This is a genomic window from Kangiella sediminilitoris (genome assembly GCF_001708405.1).
Classification (GTDB): Bacteria; Pseudomonadota; Gammaproteobacteria; order Enterobacterales; family Kangiellaceae; genus Kangiella; species Kangiella sediminilitoris.
The window spans coordinates 1,448,736-1,463,711 of record NZ_CP012418.1; the positions used below are offsets into that span (position 1 = coordinate 1,448,736).

General features: G+C 43.1%; 11 protein-coding genes, 1 tRNA gene and 2 other RNA genes. 7 read left to right on the forward strand and 7 right to left on the reverse strand.

Translation table 11 applies throughout. The features are described from left to right. Positions 1 to 79 precede the first annotated feature (79 nt). From htpG to ffs, 7 genes are all read right to left on the reverse strand, one after another. Complete coding sequence (gene htpG, locus KS2013_RS06660) at positions 80 to 1,981, reverse strand: molecular chaperone HtpG (protein ID WP_068991460.1); 1,902 nt, start codon at positions 1,979 to 1,981, stop codon at positions 80 to 82. A gap of 134 nt (positions 1,982 to 2,115) precedes the next feature. Continuing rightward, positions 2,116 to 2,499: a hypothetical protein gene (locus tag KS2013_RS06665; RefSeq protein ID WP_068991463.1), complete on the reverse strand. Its 384-nt coding sequence runs from the start codon at positions 2,497 to 2,499 to the stop codon at positions 2,116 to 2,118. Further along, the gene (locus KS2013_RS06670) at positions 2,499 to 4,112 is read right to left on the reverse strand and encodes a S41 family peptidase (RefSeq protein WP_068991466.1); all 1,614 of its coding nucleotides are present in this window, start codon (positions 4,110 to 4,112) and stop codon (positions 2,499 to 2,501) included. Before KS2013_RS06670 ends, KS2013_RS06665 begins: the two co-directional genes overlap by 1 nt. Positions 4,113 to 4,241: 129 nt before the next feature. Further along, positions 4,242 to 4,841, reverse strand: a complete 600-nt coding sequence (gene recR, locus KS2013_RS06675) for a recombination mediator RecR (protein ID WP_068991471.1) — start codon at positions 4,839 to 4,841, stop codon at positions 4,242 to 4,244. Between the two features lie 152 nt (positions 4,842 to 4,993). Next, on the reverse strand, positions 4,994 to 5,323 hold the full coding sequence (locus KS2013_RS06680; RefSeq protein WP_068991476.1) for a YbaB/EbfC family nucleoid-associated protein: 330 nt from the start codon (positions 5,321 to 5,323) through the stop codon (positions 4,994 to 4,996). Between the two features lie 58 nt (positions 5,324 to 5,381). After that, the gene (gene dnaX, locus KS2013_RS06685) at positions 5,382 to 7,586 is read right to left on the reverse strand and encodes a DNA polymerase III subunit gamma/tau (RefSeq protein ID WP_068991485.1); all 2,205 of its coding nucleotides are present in this window, start codon (positions 7,584 to 7,586) and stop codon (positions 5,382 to 5,384) included. Between the two features lie 545 nt (positions 7,587 to 8,131). Further along, positions 8,132 to 8,228: signal recognition particle sRNA small type (gene ffs / locus KS2013_RS06690), an RNA gene on the reverse strand. A gap of 153 nt (positions 8,229 to 8,381) precedes the next feature. On the opposite strand from ffs, the gene KS2013_RS06695 reads away from it, so the two are divergent. From KS2013_RS06695 to KS2013_RS06725, 7 genes are all read left to right on the forward strand, one after another. Then, a complete protein-coding gene (locus tag KS2013_RS06695) occupies positions 8,382 to 10,073 on the forward strand; it encodes an acyl-CoA dehydrogenase family protein (RefSeq protein ID WP_068991493.1) in 1,692 nt (563 codons plus the stop codon). Positions 10,074 to 10,318: 245 nt separating this feature from the next. Beyond that, a complete protein-coding gene (gene rimK / locus KS2013_RS06700) occupies positions 10,319 to 11,233 on the forward strand; it encodes a 30S ribosomal protein S6--L-glutamate ligase (RefSeq protein ID WP_068991497.1) in 915 nt (304 codons plus the stop codon). Positions 11,234 to 11,245: 12 nt separating this feature from the next. Beyond that, positions 11,246 to 11,668: an ATP-dependent zinc protease family protein gene (locus KS2013_RS06705; RefSeq protein ID WP_068991511.1), complete on the forward strand. Its 423-nt coding sequence runs from the start codon at positions 11,246 to 11,248 to the stop codon at positions 11,666 to 11,668. Between the two features lie 61 nt (positions 11,669 to 11,729). Further along, positions 11,730 to 11,820 (forward strand) — tRNA-Ser (locus KS2013_RS06710). Positions 11,821 to 11,847: 27 nt separating this feature from the next. Beyond that, a non-coding RNA gene (locus KS2013_RS06715) (RtT sRNA) lies at positions 11,848 to 11,990 on the forward strand. A 156-nt stretch (positions 11,991 to 12,146) separates the two neighbouring features. Next, positions 12,147 to 13,247, forward strand: coding sequence for an AraC family transcriptional regulator (locus tag KS2013_RS06720; protein ID WP_068991516.1), 1,101 nt, complete (start codon positions 12,147 to 12,149; stop codon positions 13,245 to 13,247). Positions 13,248 to 13,385: 138 nt separating this feature from the next. Next, positions 13,386 to 14,921, forward strand: coding sequence for an amidohydrolase family protein (locus KS2013_RS06725; RefSeq protein WP_068991520.1), 1,536 nt, complete (start codon positions 13,386 to 13,388; stop codon positions 14,919 to 14,921). The last annotated feature ends 55 nt before the right edge of the window (positions 14,922 to 14,976 follow it).

The following is a 14,976-nucleotide window of genomic DNA, read 5'->3' on the forward strand; positions in this document are numbered from 1 at the left end:
TGCCCTGATTGTATGGTTTGTTAAAAGGTGCAAATAAAAAAGCCTGCGATAAAGCAGGCTCTTATTTGACGGAAATTTACTAATTTGCAAGTTTTAGCAGTAGTTTATTCAATTTAGAGGCAAAACTAGCGGGGTCATCTAATTGACCTTGCTCCGCTAAAAGAGCCTGGTCGAATAATACATCCACCCACTGATTGAACTGCTCATCATTTTTTTCGGTTTCAACTAAGCTAATAAGCGCATGATCAGGATTAATTTCAAAGACCGGCTTGATATCGGGAACCTCTTGACCAGCTGCTTGAAGCATTTTTACCATTTGCAAAGGCATGTCGCCCTCACCAGCTACAATACAAGCTGGTGTGTCTGTCAGTCGCATAGTCACCCTAACGTCAGCAACTTTCTCACCCAGTGCTAACTTTACCCTCTCAATAAAATCCTTATGCTCCTCACTGGCTTTTTCCTGTGCTTTCTTGTCCTCATCGTCCTCAAGGCTGCCCAAATCTAAATCGCCCTTTGTCACAGATACAAACTTTTTATCATTGTATTCATTTAGATGAGAGATGGTCCATTCGTCAATTCGGTCAGACATCAAAAGTACTTCAATACCTTTTTTACGGAAAATTTCTAGATGAGGGCTATTTTTTGCAGCAAGGAAACTATCCGCTGCAATGTAGTAAATTTTATCCTGGCCTGGTTTCATTCGTTCAATGTACTCATCCAGCGATACTGTTTGTGCCTTTTCATCAGTGTGGGTTGAGCTAAACCGGAATAGCTTTGCTATCTTCTCCTTATTGGCAAAGTCTTCACCCGTACCCTCTTTGAGTACCTGACCGAACTCATCCCAGAATTGCTGATACTTTTCTTTGTCTTTTTTTGCTAATTGCTCTAGCATTTTTAGAATGCGCGACACCGCAGCATTTCTCAAAGATTGAGTCACTTTAGAATCCTGCAGGATTTCTCGTGAAACGTTAAGCGGCAAATCATTCGAATCAATCAAGCCCCTAACAAATCGTAAATAGACAGGCAGAAACTGCTCCGCATCATCCATAATAAACACACGTTGAACGTACAGCTTCACGCCGCGAACACGATCACGGTTCCATAGGTCAAATGGCGCTTTCGAAGGAATATACAGTAGACTGGTATATTCCTGCTTACCCTCTACCTGATTATGGCTCCAGGTTAATGCATCCTGAAAGTCGTGAGAAATATGTTTGTAGAACTCTTGATATTCTTCGTCTGAAATATCGGATTTAGGACGAGTCCAGAGGGCTGTCGCTTTGTTAACTGTCTCAAATTCATTATTACTCTCATCGTCACCCTCATTAGAGGCCATCTTATGCATTTCTACTGGCAGGGAGATATGGTCTGAGTATTTACCAATAATACTGCGTAAGCGGAATTCCTCGAGAAACTCTTCCTCACCTTCTTTCAAGTGTAAGGTTATATCAGTTCCGCGGCGCTCTTTTTCCGTTTGCTCTATAGTAAACTCCCCGTCGCCAGCAGATTCCCAAATAACAGCCTCATTGATACCTGCGCCAGCGCTGCGCGTCAGAACAGTCACTTTATCCGCAACGATAAAAGCAGAATAAAACCCAACACCAAACTGACCAATTAGTTTGGAGTCTTTTTTCTGATCACCCGTTAACTGCTTCAGGAAGTCAGCGGTACCTGACTTAGCAATCGTCCCCAGGTGATTTATAACTTCCTGCTCGGTCATACCGATACCATTATCTGAAATAGTCAACGTCCTGGCGTCTTTGTCGGTAGTGATTCGAATCTTAAGGTCAGCATCATCTCCATAGAGACTGCTATCCTTAAGAGCCTTAAAACGAAGCTTATCAGCAGCATCAGCGGCGTTAGAGATGAGTTCTCGTAAAAAGATTTCTTTATTGGAATACAACGAATGCACCATTAAGTGCAGTAGTTGCTTTACTTCAGTTTGGAAAGAATGAGTTTGTTTAGTTGCTGTTTCTGACATTGTTTTCACTCAACTTTAGCTGGTTAACACAATGCGATCTAGATGGGGACTATGGCGTTTTTTTCAACGGTAAAAAATTGATTTAAGCAATAAAAAAGCCAGTTGGAAACTGGCTTTTTAGTTTATGACAAGTACTACATGGATTTACAGCGTACAAAATGTAGCAAGTAATTTTCACCAGTTTTATCATCTACAAGGTAACAGCGGCCCTCATACCTGTATAATTCAAATTTCCTAGGCATTTCAGTAATCCGCCCCTGAACTGGGTTACCATCAATATACGTCTGCTTTCTTTCAATAAAAAGCCTGTTATCCTCAGTCAAAATATCTTCTGCAAGAATAACATTGGCACCAGGCATCACTTGATTAATTACATCGGCAATTTCACTCTTTCCCTGAGAATCAAGAGCTAGTACTACAGCCGGCGAAGCATCTTCTATTTTGAGTGTTTTACAGCCTGTTAACCAGAGCAATGCCAGCACTATAGAAAGAGATCGTATGCCACTTAGATATCTCATTAATGTAACTCCTCAGGTATGTGCAGAATTCGGTTATTATCTAGGAATAACTCTCTCTGTACCCGCTTAGACTTCAATAATGAATCATCAGAAATATAGGGCTTGGCTGAGCGAGGTTGCGCAACTTTATTTGAGACAGTTGCTGGACATGCTCCGTTTGCTTGATATTCCAAAGCTGCAGCTAACATTGCCTCATCAGGATCTCCCAGCAAATGACCAAAGTCGTCAGCCACAACACAACCCTGAACGAAGTCTAGACCATTATCGCTTGATGAAGGAACAAAGCCATCGGCATACTGCCCAAAACCTTTGTCATTCTCTCCGCGGAACTGGATGGTGAAGTACGTAGTGCCACAGTTATCAGTTGGATAGAATCCGTATGGCTTACCACATGTAGTATCACCTATGAGGATTACTTCCACATCAATACCACGTAGGCCATTAATAAAAGCTTCACTAGCAGAACAGGTGCCACCAGTTGATAGGACAAAAACTCTGTTCAAATTAAGCGTTGGCAGAGTCCCTCCAGGTGCTGTCGCCTCACTCGATGTAGAAGAGTAAAATGGAGTGGGCTCAAGAGTTTCACCTGTCACCGGATTAACATTAGGATGCTGATCATTCCAAACAGTTTCTTCATAAACACGGCCACTTGTCTTAGCGCTACCTGCCACCATGTATGCCATTTGACTGGAAATAAAAAGATAACCGCCGCCATTGTACCTCAGGTCGACAACCAGATCCTGAATACCTTGGTTCGAAAAATCGACGAATGCATCGATAAGATCCTGTTCTGCAATTCGAGTACCAAATGTATTGAATTGCATATACCCTACGTCGCCAGTTGCAGTATTAAATACAGTTTCATTCTGTACAGGGTCAACGGTAACTGTGGTAGAGGTGATATTGATGGTGCGAGTTGTTGAACTGCCCAGGTCTCGTACTACAAACTCGTGCGTTTCTCCATCCGAAGCCGGGAAAAGTCCTGCATTCAAAGTGTCAGTGTCAGAACCATTAACCACATCTACCCCGTCGATTTCCAAAATTTCCGCACCCCGAGTTAGCCCAGCATTGGTTGCGGGTGAATTAGGCTCAGTGTAAGCCACTAAAACTTTTCTTGGAGGGGCGGGGTTAATTAAAAAGAATCGAGCACCGTAACCTGATGAAGCGCCAGTTGAGGCACGCTGCTGGTACTCACTAGTATCTTGATAGAAATGGAAGTTATCCTTATTTGCACCTGAACTTGTTGTTTCAAAGGTTTTTAATTCTTCAAAATATGTGGTTGGTAGCGCAAAATTTGCTGGATTTTGATCTTGAATTTCATCGTACCAAAGGTAGGTATTGTTACTCCAAGATCGCAACCAGTGATTTTCATACAAATAGCTACCTTGCTCATCCGGCCATGGGTTACCATCAATATCGGTACCGGTTCGAGGGTTTTCGCAACGATTGACGAAGTTGCTTTCATCCTCAAAAACACCGGCGGTCCAAGTTGGCGCTTCACTTATTGGATCAGGGTCAGTCGTGCCACCGTCACTTCCCCCACCGCAGGACGAAACAAGTAAAACTGCAAGGCAAGCTGTTGATAATTTAATACTTTTTGATATTTTAGTCATGATATTTCCTGTGCGCAAAACATATACCTACTAGAGTATACACCAAGCAACAAAGCCAGGTAAAAAGTATCAATTTGTATCAATAACAAAGGGTTATGTAAAATGCGAGAATTGAGTGTCAGGGAGTCATTATGATGAATACGGTTGCCGGCCTGAAAATGAGTGCATTAGAGTTCCGCCGTCAATATACTCAAGCTCACCACCAATAGGCACCCCTGAAGCTATTCGAGATAACGCAATGCCGGTACCTTTAAGCATTTCGGCAATAAAGTGAGCAGTGGCCTCACCCTCGACCGTAGAGTTTGTAGCCAGAATTACCTCGCCCGGCTTTTCTGAGTTAATAAGCTCCTTGAGTTGATCCAGGCCAATGTCTTCAGGACCTACGCCATCAAGTGGTGACAAATGCCCCATCAAAACAAAGTAAGTCCCCTGAAAACCTCCTGTAGCCTCGATAGCCATAACATCAGCAGGGCTTTCTACAATACAAAGAAGGCTTTTATCACGTCGTTCGGATTTACAGATCCCACATAGCTCAGACTCCGTAAAATCTCGACAGCGCTTACAGTGCTCCACGCCACTCATAGCAGCCTCTAATGCAGTGGCGAGTTGAATACCGCCATCTCGATTTCGCTCCAATAGATAATAGGCCATACGCTGAGCAGATTTAGGCCCTACCCCGGGCAAACAGGTAAAAGCATCAACTAACTTTTTTATCAATGGAGACTGCATATTAGGTTCTGGGCTCTTTGAATAACTATTATGGTTTATTTTAAGGTTTGATATCTCTGAGAGAGAGGCAGTGCTGCGCTAGAAATCGGTGATGTACAAATGTACAGGGATTCGAGCACAGCACTAACAATACCCACGTTCAAAGTGATTCCTTAAAAGGGTAAATTCATACCAGGAGGAAGATTTAACCCCTCGGTCGCACCTTCCATTTTCTCTTTGGTTGTCTCTTCAACTTTTCTCACTGCAGCATTGGTAGCTGCTGCAATTAAATCTTCAAGAAACTCTTTGTCCTCATCCAGGACGCTTGGGTCAATAGTGACACTTTTAACGTCGTGGCGGCCAGTCATAACAACTTTAACCATACCACCACCAGCTTCACCAGTGACTTCCATATTCGCAATCTCTTCTTGAGCTTGCTTCATTTTTTCCTGCATTTGCTGGGCTTGCTTCATCATATTGCCCAAACCGCCTTTACCAAACATTTTATACCTCAACTTGTATATAATACTGTTTACTACCGGAGCCAATGATTAATCGACTTTAGTTTTCTAAATAAGTTACTGACTGACTGTCTATTTTAGCACCAAATCGTTGCTGTAACTGCTTACTGAATGGGTGCTGATTCAAGTCTTCACAAGCCTTTTGCAATCTTAGCTTTGCCTGGTGCTGCCAGATTTCTGCTGGTGTCATTATAGACGGAGCTTTCAGCTGCCAGTCGATTGAAATACTTCTACCAACGAAACTGTCAAGAGACTGCTTTATTGCATCTTTGGCGCTAGCCGTTAAGAGAATCTCCTGTTCCAGATTAATTTCCAAGACAAGCTCTTTATCAGAATTCCAAATGGCACAGCTTGATTGTGCTATTTGGTGGTAAGTACCTTCTAATTCAAGTCTTTTGACCATATTTGCCCATTCTAAAGCCTCTTCCGGGGCATCCAAAGCATCAACTCGTTCCAGCTCGTTATTATCAGGCACTACTTCAGCATGTTGCTGAGTCTTAACAGATTTATCTACCGTATCAGTGTGAGTGTCTTTGGCCTGCATTAACCGTTCAATATCGGTGTCATAAGCAGGCTCCTGATCTGAAGTGTCTGTATCTTTTTGATTGTCGCCGAAGTGCTCTTCGACTAGTACGGAAGCTCCTTCAGAGCCCTGTTTAACCGAAGGCTGCTCAGGCACAGCTTCAGAGGTTTGGCCTAAGTTTAGACCTAGAGCGGTATGAAGGCTTGCTAATGCCTCAGAGTCGTCTTCAGACTGCTTATTCTTTTCATCCCGAGGATGTTTTTCAGCTGGCGGCTGTTGATATTCTGGTTGCTGCTTTGTAGCTGAATCAAAAGAGTGGCTGACATCTTGCTCCCTGTCTTCCTCTTCCTGTTGAAAAAACTGTTCATAGCCAGCAAACTCATCAGAAATACCTTCATCACTATCACCTTTTTTATCAGTGCCAGGGCTTGTCTTTGAGGTGTTTCGGAAAGCTTCTTCTTCAGATTCAAGGTTTGACGATGCAGTACCCTCAGGGAGGGCGTCATTTATTTGCGTTGCTGACTGCAGCTCTTGACTGGCTTGCCTGGACTGTTCTTTAGGAGTACCGCCCACATCAGAAGATTTGGACTTATCAGCCGAATCAGACCTTATGCTAACTTTTTTTTTTGCTTGAGCCTGACCAGAATCCAACTGGAAAGCCAGCATTCTAAGTAAAGCCATTTCGAGTCCCTGCTTAGGAGTCGGCGCCCACTCAAGATCTCGTCTTGCGTGAAGGCCTAGCTGATAGTACATCTGCAAATCAGCTGACTCAAAAGCTTCTGCAAATTCAGGGACATAGGTTGCTGCACTATCCGTTACTACTTGTGTTGCCTGATAAACAGCTATTTGATGCAACCGGGTTAAAAGTTCTTTCAGGGCATCCGCAAAGTCAACAGGATAATGACTCATATCATCAATCGCCTTAATCGCCATCACACTATCGCGGTTAGCCAGGGCTTCTAGTAGACGGACCATAAATTTATGATCAATGGTACCAAGCATGGTTCGAATATCTTCTTCCAGAACTTTACCCTGCCCATAAGCAATGGCCTGGTCTAAGAGACTGAGAGCATCCCGCATACTGCCTTCAGCAGACTGCGCAATTAAATGCAAAGAGGAGGTTTCGAACTCAATTGATTCCTGCTCAAGGATATACTGTAGGTGGCTAGCAATAGTTTCTTCTTCCATGTGTTTAAGATGGAACTGTAAACAGCGCGACAAGACAGTCACTGGTAGCTTCTGAGGATCGGTAGTAGCCAACAGGAAAATTACATGCTCAGGTGGCTCCTCCAATGTCTTCAACAAGGCATTAAAGGAGCTGTTGGATAGCATATGAACTTCGTCAATCAAATAGACTTTATAACGACCACGGGTTGGTCGATATTGGACGTTTTCCAGTAGCTCCCGCGTATCATCTACTTTCGTTCTAGATGCGGCATCAACCTCAATCAGGTCAACAAAACGTCCCTCATCAATTTCACAACAACTGCCACACTCACCACACGGGGTTGCAGTCACCCCATTCGTTTCACAATTAAGACATTTTGAAAGAATACGAGCAATAGTGGTTTTACCAACCCCCCGGGTTCCTGTAAATAAATACGCATGATGAAGACGACCGCTTTCAATAGCATTCACTAAAGCGCGGCTGACGTGTTCCTGTCCGCGTAATTCCTGGAAATTTTTAGGGCGCCATTTACGGGCGAGCACTTGGTAGCTCATAAAATAATCAAATATAGAAATGCTTATCGTTTTAGTGCAGAAACCATAGCATACTTTGCGCAATTGGAAAATCTATTTGTCCTGCTCACTTCTTTACTGGCAAGAACTTTAAGTAAATAAATCAATAAGATATAACTTAACCCAAGCCTCTCCGCGGCTACCTTGTGCCAACCTTCAAATAAATAGCCTAGCTAGCCATAGCCATCGATATAGGCTTTGGGGCAGTCAATAAATGGAGGGGGTTAAATGAAATATTTTAAATCTTCAATGCTTATCGTCCTGACTTCAGGTTTAAGCCTGACAGGAATACAGCTTTCACAAGTGTTAACAATTAGTGTTGGCAGTCAGTCAATAATGATTATGCTAAACCTGTTGACCGTATTCCAATTGAAGGTACCTTTTTATGTAATACAATTTTGTAGGAGTCTACTAGACTTACGAAGTCTGTCACTAAAACTTTCAATGCTGGTGAATAAACGGTGAACTTTAGAGCACAAACAAAAAAGCCGCTAAGTGTTTCCACTAGCGACTTTTTTAATTCAAGACCCAGCTAGCCACACCCCGGCACACGAGTCGGCTGCTACCGTTGCTCCCTTCCGGGCCTGGCGGGATTCACAACGTATCGTTGCGGGGGGACCAGCTGAGTGCTGCGCATTATCCCCCAAAATATATTAATAATAAAGCCCTCTTTCAGGAAAATTTTCACTTCTTTTTTATTACTCAATTGCTGTTATTTGTTTTGATAACTTTTTTCCTGCTAGACTGGTCGGAGGTATTGCTTAAGGTTAATGCACGATGAGTGAGTTCAATAGTCTCGATGACATAGTAAAAAAAGCCAAAGATGTTGCTGAAACACACCAGGTAACTAACCAGCCTCCTATGCTGGAAAACTATAATATCTTTGAAAGTGATATGGCACTTCTTGAATTGTTGAATAACTTAAGGGCTGACTGGGGTCACAAAGAGGTTAGTAAACTGGGTGAAGTACTGGGTCAAAGTCAATGGATTAACAAAGGATTTCAGGCAAACCAAAACCCTCCCAAACTTCATACCCATGACCGTTTTGGAAACCGTCTGGATCTTATTGAATATCATCCGGCTTACCATGAACTAATGGATCTGGCTATAGAACATAAAATACCTGTTCTCCCCTGGGTCAATCAAAGGGAAGGCTCCCACTTAGTTCGGATGGCTAAAAACTACTTATATAACCAAATTGAAGCCGGGAGTGCCTGCCCATTGACCATGACCTTCTCTGCTGTACCACCATTAAGAAAAAGCCCACATATAGGATCTCAATGGCTGGATAAGCTACTCAATGGTCGGTATGACCCCGCTAATAAGCCCATTGAACAAAAAACAGGTGTCACCATTGGTATGGCCATGACTGAGAAACAAGGTGGAACCGATGTTCGTGCCAACAAAAGCTATGCGGCACTATTGAGCAAAAAAGATAAAACCTATGAACTTATCGGTCATAAATGGTTCTGTTCAGCACCCATGTGCGATGGTTTTTTAACTCTGGCTCAAACAGTTCAAGGCTTGTCCTGCTTCCTTGTACCTCGTTGGCGACCAGACGGGAACAAAAACCAAATCTATATTCAGCGCTTAAAAGATAAGATGGGTAACCGCTCAAATGCTTCTTCAGAAATTGAGTTTCGGGGCGCTTTCGGTTGGTTATTGGGCTCTGAAGGAAAAGGCGTCAAAACCATTATTGAAATGGTTGCGTTGACTCGATACGACTGCATGATTGGTTCTAGCGCGCTGATGAGACAGGCTGTAGCTCAAATCACTCATCACTGTCACTACCGGGAAGTCTTTAATAAACCTTTAGACCAGCACCCTCTAATGCAGAATGTGCTGGCGGACTTATGTCTTGAGTCCGAAGCCGCATTGGCAATGACAGCAAGGATGGCAAAAGCTCTGGATAATCCCGATGATAAGTTCGAGCAAAATCTATTACGCTTAACCACCGCTATTGGTAAATACTGGATCTGTAAAAGAGCCAGCAGTCATATCGGTGAAGCCCAGGAATGTCTCGGTGGGATAGGTTATGTCGAAGAGTCCATTCTCCCTCGTCTGTATCGTGAAGCGCCTGTAAACTCTATCTGGGAAGGAAGTGGTAACGTCCAATGTCTGGATGTCATTCGTGCCATTAACAAATCTCCGGAAACTCTGGATAGCTATTTACAGGAACTGTCCAAGGCTAAAGGAAAAAATAATGATTACGACCACCTTTTCAAGCGAACAGTTAAGCAACTGGAAGATACACCATCAGATGCTTTCGAATTCCAAAGTCGTTATTTTGTTGAACGACTGGCAAAACTGATGCAGGCATGCCAGCTGTTGCTGAACGGCAATCCCAAAATAGCAGACTCTTTTTGTTTGAGTAGACTTTCAGAAATACGAGGCCTGAATTATGGTAATCTCCCCCCCTCCGTTGACTGCAAGTTCATCATTGATAGAGCTCGTCCTAAGTTAAACTAAAAAAGACCGAGAGTTGTCTGGTATCAAAAGCAATGCAAAAAACTTGCTAGATTAATATGCTAAGGACTGGAAGGGCTTTGTAATTTCTAATATTTGCTTGCCATACATTTCATACTCAGACTTTATGATTGAAACTTTGAAACACTGAGCAGGCTTGCAACATCATTATTTGTTATATAGTTTAAATATCTGTGTGTTATATTAAGCCTAGCTATTTATCATTCATACTGACTCTTAGGATTTTCATGAAAATCGGTATTCTTTCACGTAACGCTAAACTTTACTCAACTCGAAGACTCATAGAAGCAGCCAAGGAACGTGGTCACGACCCGCAGGTAATTGATGTTCTCAAGTGCTTCATGAACATCACCTCTAATCGACCTACTGTTCACAGTAAAGTCAAAGGGGATGTAACTCAGTTAAATTTTGACGCGGTTATTCCTCGTATCGGTGCTTCGATTACCGGTTATGGTACTGCCGTACTGAGGCAGTTTGAGGTAGGAGGTGTTTATTCTGTCAATGAATCCATAGCCATTACACGCTCTAGAGATAAGTTACGAGCGCACCAGCTCCTGGCGCGCAAAGGGGTCGGAATGCCTATTACCAGCTATGCGCACTCGGTAGATGCCACAGATGAGCTTATCCAGTCGGTAGGAGGAGCACCTCTAATAGTTAAGGTAATTGAAAGTACTCATGGCAATGGAGTTGTGCTAGCTGAAACCAACAAAGCCGCAGAAAGCTTGATCAATGCATTCAGAAGTTTAAATGCTGACTTTCTGGTTCAAGAGTTCATAAAAGAGTCCGGCGGCTCAGATATACGTTGCTTTGTCGTTGGAGAAAGAGTGATAGCAGCCATGCAGCGAAGTGCAAAAGAAGGTGAGTTTCGCTCAAACCTGCACCGCGGTGGCAGCGCAGAAGTTATTAAGCTAAAGCCCGAAGAGCGCGCATTAGCGGTCCGAGCTGCGAAAGTTATGGGCCTGGATGTCGCAGGCGTGGATTTATTACGATCTGCACATGGTCCTTTGGTTATTGAGGTCAACTCTTCACCTGGACTTGAAGGGATTGAGACAGCTACAGGAAAGGATGTGGCTGGAGCCATCATCAAGTACATCGAAAAAGACTCTTTGAAAGGCCCCAACAAGCCTAAAGGAAAAGGTTAAAAGGTTATTTCTATGAGCAAGATGACAGTGGGCTGGAAAGAAGAAGCCAAGTTAACCGAACTAAATATAGAGGCTATAAAGGTTAAAGTTGATACTGGAGCCAAGACCTCAAGTCTGCATGCCTTTGATATAGAGTCCTTCGACAACAATGGGCAGACTTTTGTAAAGTTCAAAACCTGTCCTGACAGACGCCACCCTAAACACATCGTCAACTGTGAAGCCGAAGTCATTGATTATCGAAAAATCACCAGCTCAAATGGACAGACGCAGCTTCGCTATGTCATAAGAAGTCCCATAACCATTGGCGACAAAACCTGGGATATAGACATTACTCTCGCTGACCGAAAAAAAATGCGGTATAAGATGCTGCTGGGCCGAGAAGCGATGAAACAACTTCTTGTCTCACCTCATAAATCATACCTTCAGTCCGACTAGCTGCAATTCAGACTTGCCTTAAACAATACTTTCAGCTATCTTACGCGGCCTGAGAGTTAACGGTGAAGTGGCCGAGTGGCTGAAGGCGCACGCCTGGAAAGTGTGTATACGTTAGTAGCGTATCGAGGGTTCGAATCCCTCCTTCACCGCCAAATTATAAAAGCCTGCCATTGAGCAGGTTTTTTTATCTGAAGGAGCGGATGAGAAGCCTAGGGGTTCGAGCCGAGTAGCTTTAGCTGCGAGACAACACCGGAGTATTTTTAATACGACGATGACCCGCAGGGCTAGTGCGAAGCACGCAGTAATCCCTCCTTCACCGCCAAATTATAAAAGCCTGCCATTGAGCAGGCTTTATTGTATCCAGCCCCCTCTTTCTAGCAAATACCTGCATTCAAAAGGACGAATACAAATCGACATTAAGACTTGTAAAAGATAGACTTAAGCTCACTTATTTCTGAGTCAAAACAAAAAAACAGACATGTCGCAAACACAGACAGTAATACTTGCTATCGGAGCATTTCAGGGCTTTCTATTATTCTTGCTTCTTGTGAGTGATAAGCGGGTCAACTATGCCAGCAGGTTACTGGGGATACTATGTCTGTTTATAGCGACTACCTTTGTGCTGCCCCTTATAGTCGCTGCCGGGAAAAGTCATTTTTCCTGGCTAATTGGTTTTTTAGTATTCTTGCCCGCCTGCTATAACGGTCTTACCTATTTGTACTGCCGTACAGCTATCACAGGTTCTTCTTTAAAGCCAATCGATATTCTCCATCTACTCCCTTTGGCTGTATGTTACCTGCTTAACTATGACATTCTCTTTGCCCCAGAGAAGGCATTAAGCTTTGTAAGAATGCCAGAGACAACTCTGCTTAAACACACTCTGACAAAAATAGTTTTTTACGGCCAGGCGGTGGTTTACCTGGTTTTGCTCATTGAAATGGTCCGTCGATACCAGTCTAAAGCGAAACAAACACTATCATCTTATAACCCTGATATTTTTAAATGGTTATGGAGTCTGATTGGGTTTATGGCTTCAATTTGGCTTCTGAAAATACTATCTTACTTTATAATCGAATCACCAACCGTCACTGTTCTAGCCGACTTCTTATTGGTGGTTTTAGTTTACTTTGTGGCCATTGCTCAATGGCGCAACCCCAAACTATTTCAAATACGGCAACTTTCAGCTCAATTGGAGCATTCCACCCCCTCAGGAGATAAACAGGAATCTCGCGGTGTATTAGATCAAGATACACGCTCAAGTATTTTGCATTTGGTTCAAAAGCAAGTAAAAGAGAAGGCACTTTATCGGGATAGCGAACTCACCCTGGCAACGCTTGCAGACCAAATTGGCGTTAGCATTCATCAACTATCAGAGACCTTAAACCAGTTCGGTGGTAAAAATTTCAATCAGTTTATTAATGAATACCGGGTGGATGAAGTTTGTCAGCAGCTTGACAAAAATAGCAAGCGCAAACTCATTGATATGGCACTTGAGGCAGGATTTTCATCTAAAAGTAGCTTCAATGCCACTTTTAAAAAACTCACCGGGTTAACACCAAGCCAATATAGACAGCAATAGTATAAATGGTTTTAAAGCCCGTTTGGTTCTATGTTTGGTACAAAAATACAATATTGGACGTCTAATCTTATAAACCTGGACGCGGCTAACCCTGTCAGGTGTTGAAATGAAGCCATCAATAACTGATGGAGTCTACTAATGATTAAAACACTTTCGAAATGGCTAGCTGGTACCTTTATTTGCATTTTAATTCTTATATCGGCATACCTTATTTGGTTTATAAACGGCGTAAACTTTATTTATGGCGCCCACACAGAGGTTGTCGACCACACTGCTTTTGCTACTCCCGTTGAGCTGACGGCTATTACAGACGTCAGCGTACTTTCACCAGATGGTCAAGAGATGCTGCCTAACCGCACGGTAGTGGTCGACGGTGGGGAAATTATCTCTGTTACGTTAGACGGCATGATTCCACCTAATGCAACAGTAATTAATGGTAGTGGAAAATATATAATACCCGGGCTGGTGGATTCACACGCTCATATATTGAAAAGCCCCAATGACCTACTACTATATGTAGCTAATGGAGTCACCCATATACGTGACCTGGGTGGCCCGCCAGAACGTCTGAAGTTGCGTGAGGAAATAAAGCAGGGTCGTATCGGACCACGTATGTTTGTAACATCACCACCTATTGACTCGCTGGGATTCCTGGAAGGCGCTTTTTGGGAAATCATTACGTTCCATAAAAATACAAATAGTGTCGAACATGCAAAGGAACTGGTTAAAGAATTCGCAGAGCAAGGATACGATGCGATTAAAACCTATCATCTCGATATGCCAAGCTACCATGCTGTTAACCAGTTAGCTGACGAGATAGGTATACCAACAACTGGCCACCTGCCATTGACTTTAGAACTATCAGAGCTTGCTGTAACAAAACAAAAGGAAATTGCTCATCTTGAAGAAATTGTTCGTGTACTGATTCGAGAATTTGGCTCCATCAACGAGCAAGGAAGCGAGGCTTTTTATGCACATGTAGAGTCACGAAGCGATGAAATTATTGATGACCTTTTGGCAAATGACATCACGGTAAATTCCGTACTTTGGTTTATGGAGAGTATCCACGACCAGTTCAGTAATCTTGATGAGGCCCTAATGGGAGTACCTATCGAGTACGCTAACCCCGGTATTGTTGAGGGAACCAAAGATTCTGAGGAGTTTAAAGTGGGTTGGTTACCCGGCTATAATCAGTTCGAGGCAGTAAGTGATCCCTCGGAGGATATCTACATTCAGAATGATATGTTCTGGAAGGCTCGAGAAAAAGCACACCATATTCTGTTAAAAGCCATGGTTCGTCGTGGCGTTAATATAGTGGCTGGTACTGACTCAGGAGCTAACCTAGTGGTACCAGGGTTTTCTATACACGATGAACTAGAATCTCTTAACAAAGCAGGCATGAACACGACACAAGCAATCCTTTCTGCAACAGCCGCTCCCGCCGAATTAATGAACAGTAATGCGGGAATTATTGAAGTTGGCCGACGTGCGGATCTGGTTATACTCAACAAGAACCCTCTAGTGGATATTGAGAACACTCGTACTATTGATACCGTCATACTCAATGGCCAAGTGCTTAAACGCGAGCGGCTGGATGCAATGTTAGAAGCTGTTAAAGAATCTAACTCAAAAAGTCGGAAGATCAATATCGATAAGTATCTACATTTAAAATGAGCCATTATTCATAATAGTAAGCATTAAACGAAAATCGTCTCTCAGTTAAAAGCCT

What these genes read in the sequence shown, in the direction of transcription:
- htpG (WP_068991460.1), bottom strand. Translation starts at nt 1,981, where the DNA reads ATGTCAGAAACAGCAACTAAACAAACTCATTCTTTCCAAACTGAAGTA.
- KS2013_RS06665 (WP_068991463.1), bottom strand. Translation starts at nt 2,499, where the DNA reads ATGAGATATCTAAGTGGCATACGATCTCTTTCTATAGTGCTGGCATTG.
- KS2013_RS06670 (WP_068991466.1), bottom strand. Translation starts at nt 4,112, where the DNA reads ATGACTAAAATATCAAAAAGTATTAAATTATCAACAGCTTGCCTTGCA.
- recR (WP_068991471.1), bottom strand. Translation starts at nt 4,841, where the DNA reads ATGCAGTCTCCATTGATAAAAAAGTTAGTTGATGCTTTTACCTGTTTG.
- KS2013_RS06680 (WP_068991476.1), bottom strand. Translation starts at nt 5,323, where the DNA reads ATGTTTGGTAAAGGCGGTTTGGGCAATATGATGAAGCAAGCCCAGCAA.
- dnaX (WP_068991485.1), bottom strand. Translation starts at nt 7,586, where the DNA reads ATGAGCTACCAAGTGCTCGCCCGTAAATGGCGCCCTAAAAATTTCCAG.
- KS2013_RS06695 (WP_068991493.1), top strand. Translation starts at nt 8,382, where the DNA reads ATGAGTGAGTTCAATAGTCTCGATGACATAGTAAAAAAAGCCAAAGAT.
- rimK (WP_068991497.1), top strand. Translation starts at nt 10,319, where the DNA reads ATGAAAATCGGTATTCTTTCACGTAACGCTAAACTTTACTCAACTCGA.
- KS2013_RS06705 (WP_068991511.1), top strand. Translation starts at nt 11,246, where the DNA reads ATGAGCAAGATGACAGTGGGCTGGAAAGAAGAAGCCAAGTTAACCGAA.
- KS2013_RS06720 (WP_068991516.1), top strand. Translation starts at nt 12,147, where the DNA reads ATGTCGCAAACACAGACAGTAATACTTGCTATCGGAGCATTTCAGGGC.
- KS2013_RS06725 (WP_068991520.1), top strand. Translation starts at nt 13,386, where the DNA reads ATGATTAAAACACTTTCGAAATGGCTAGCTGGTACCTTTATTTGCATT.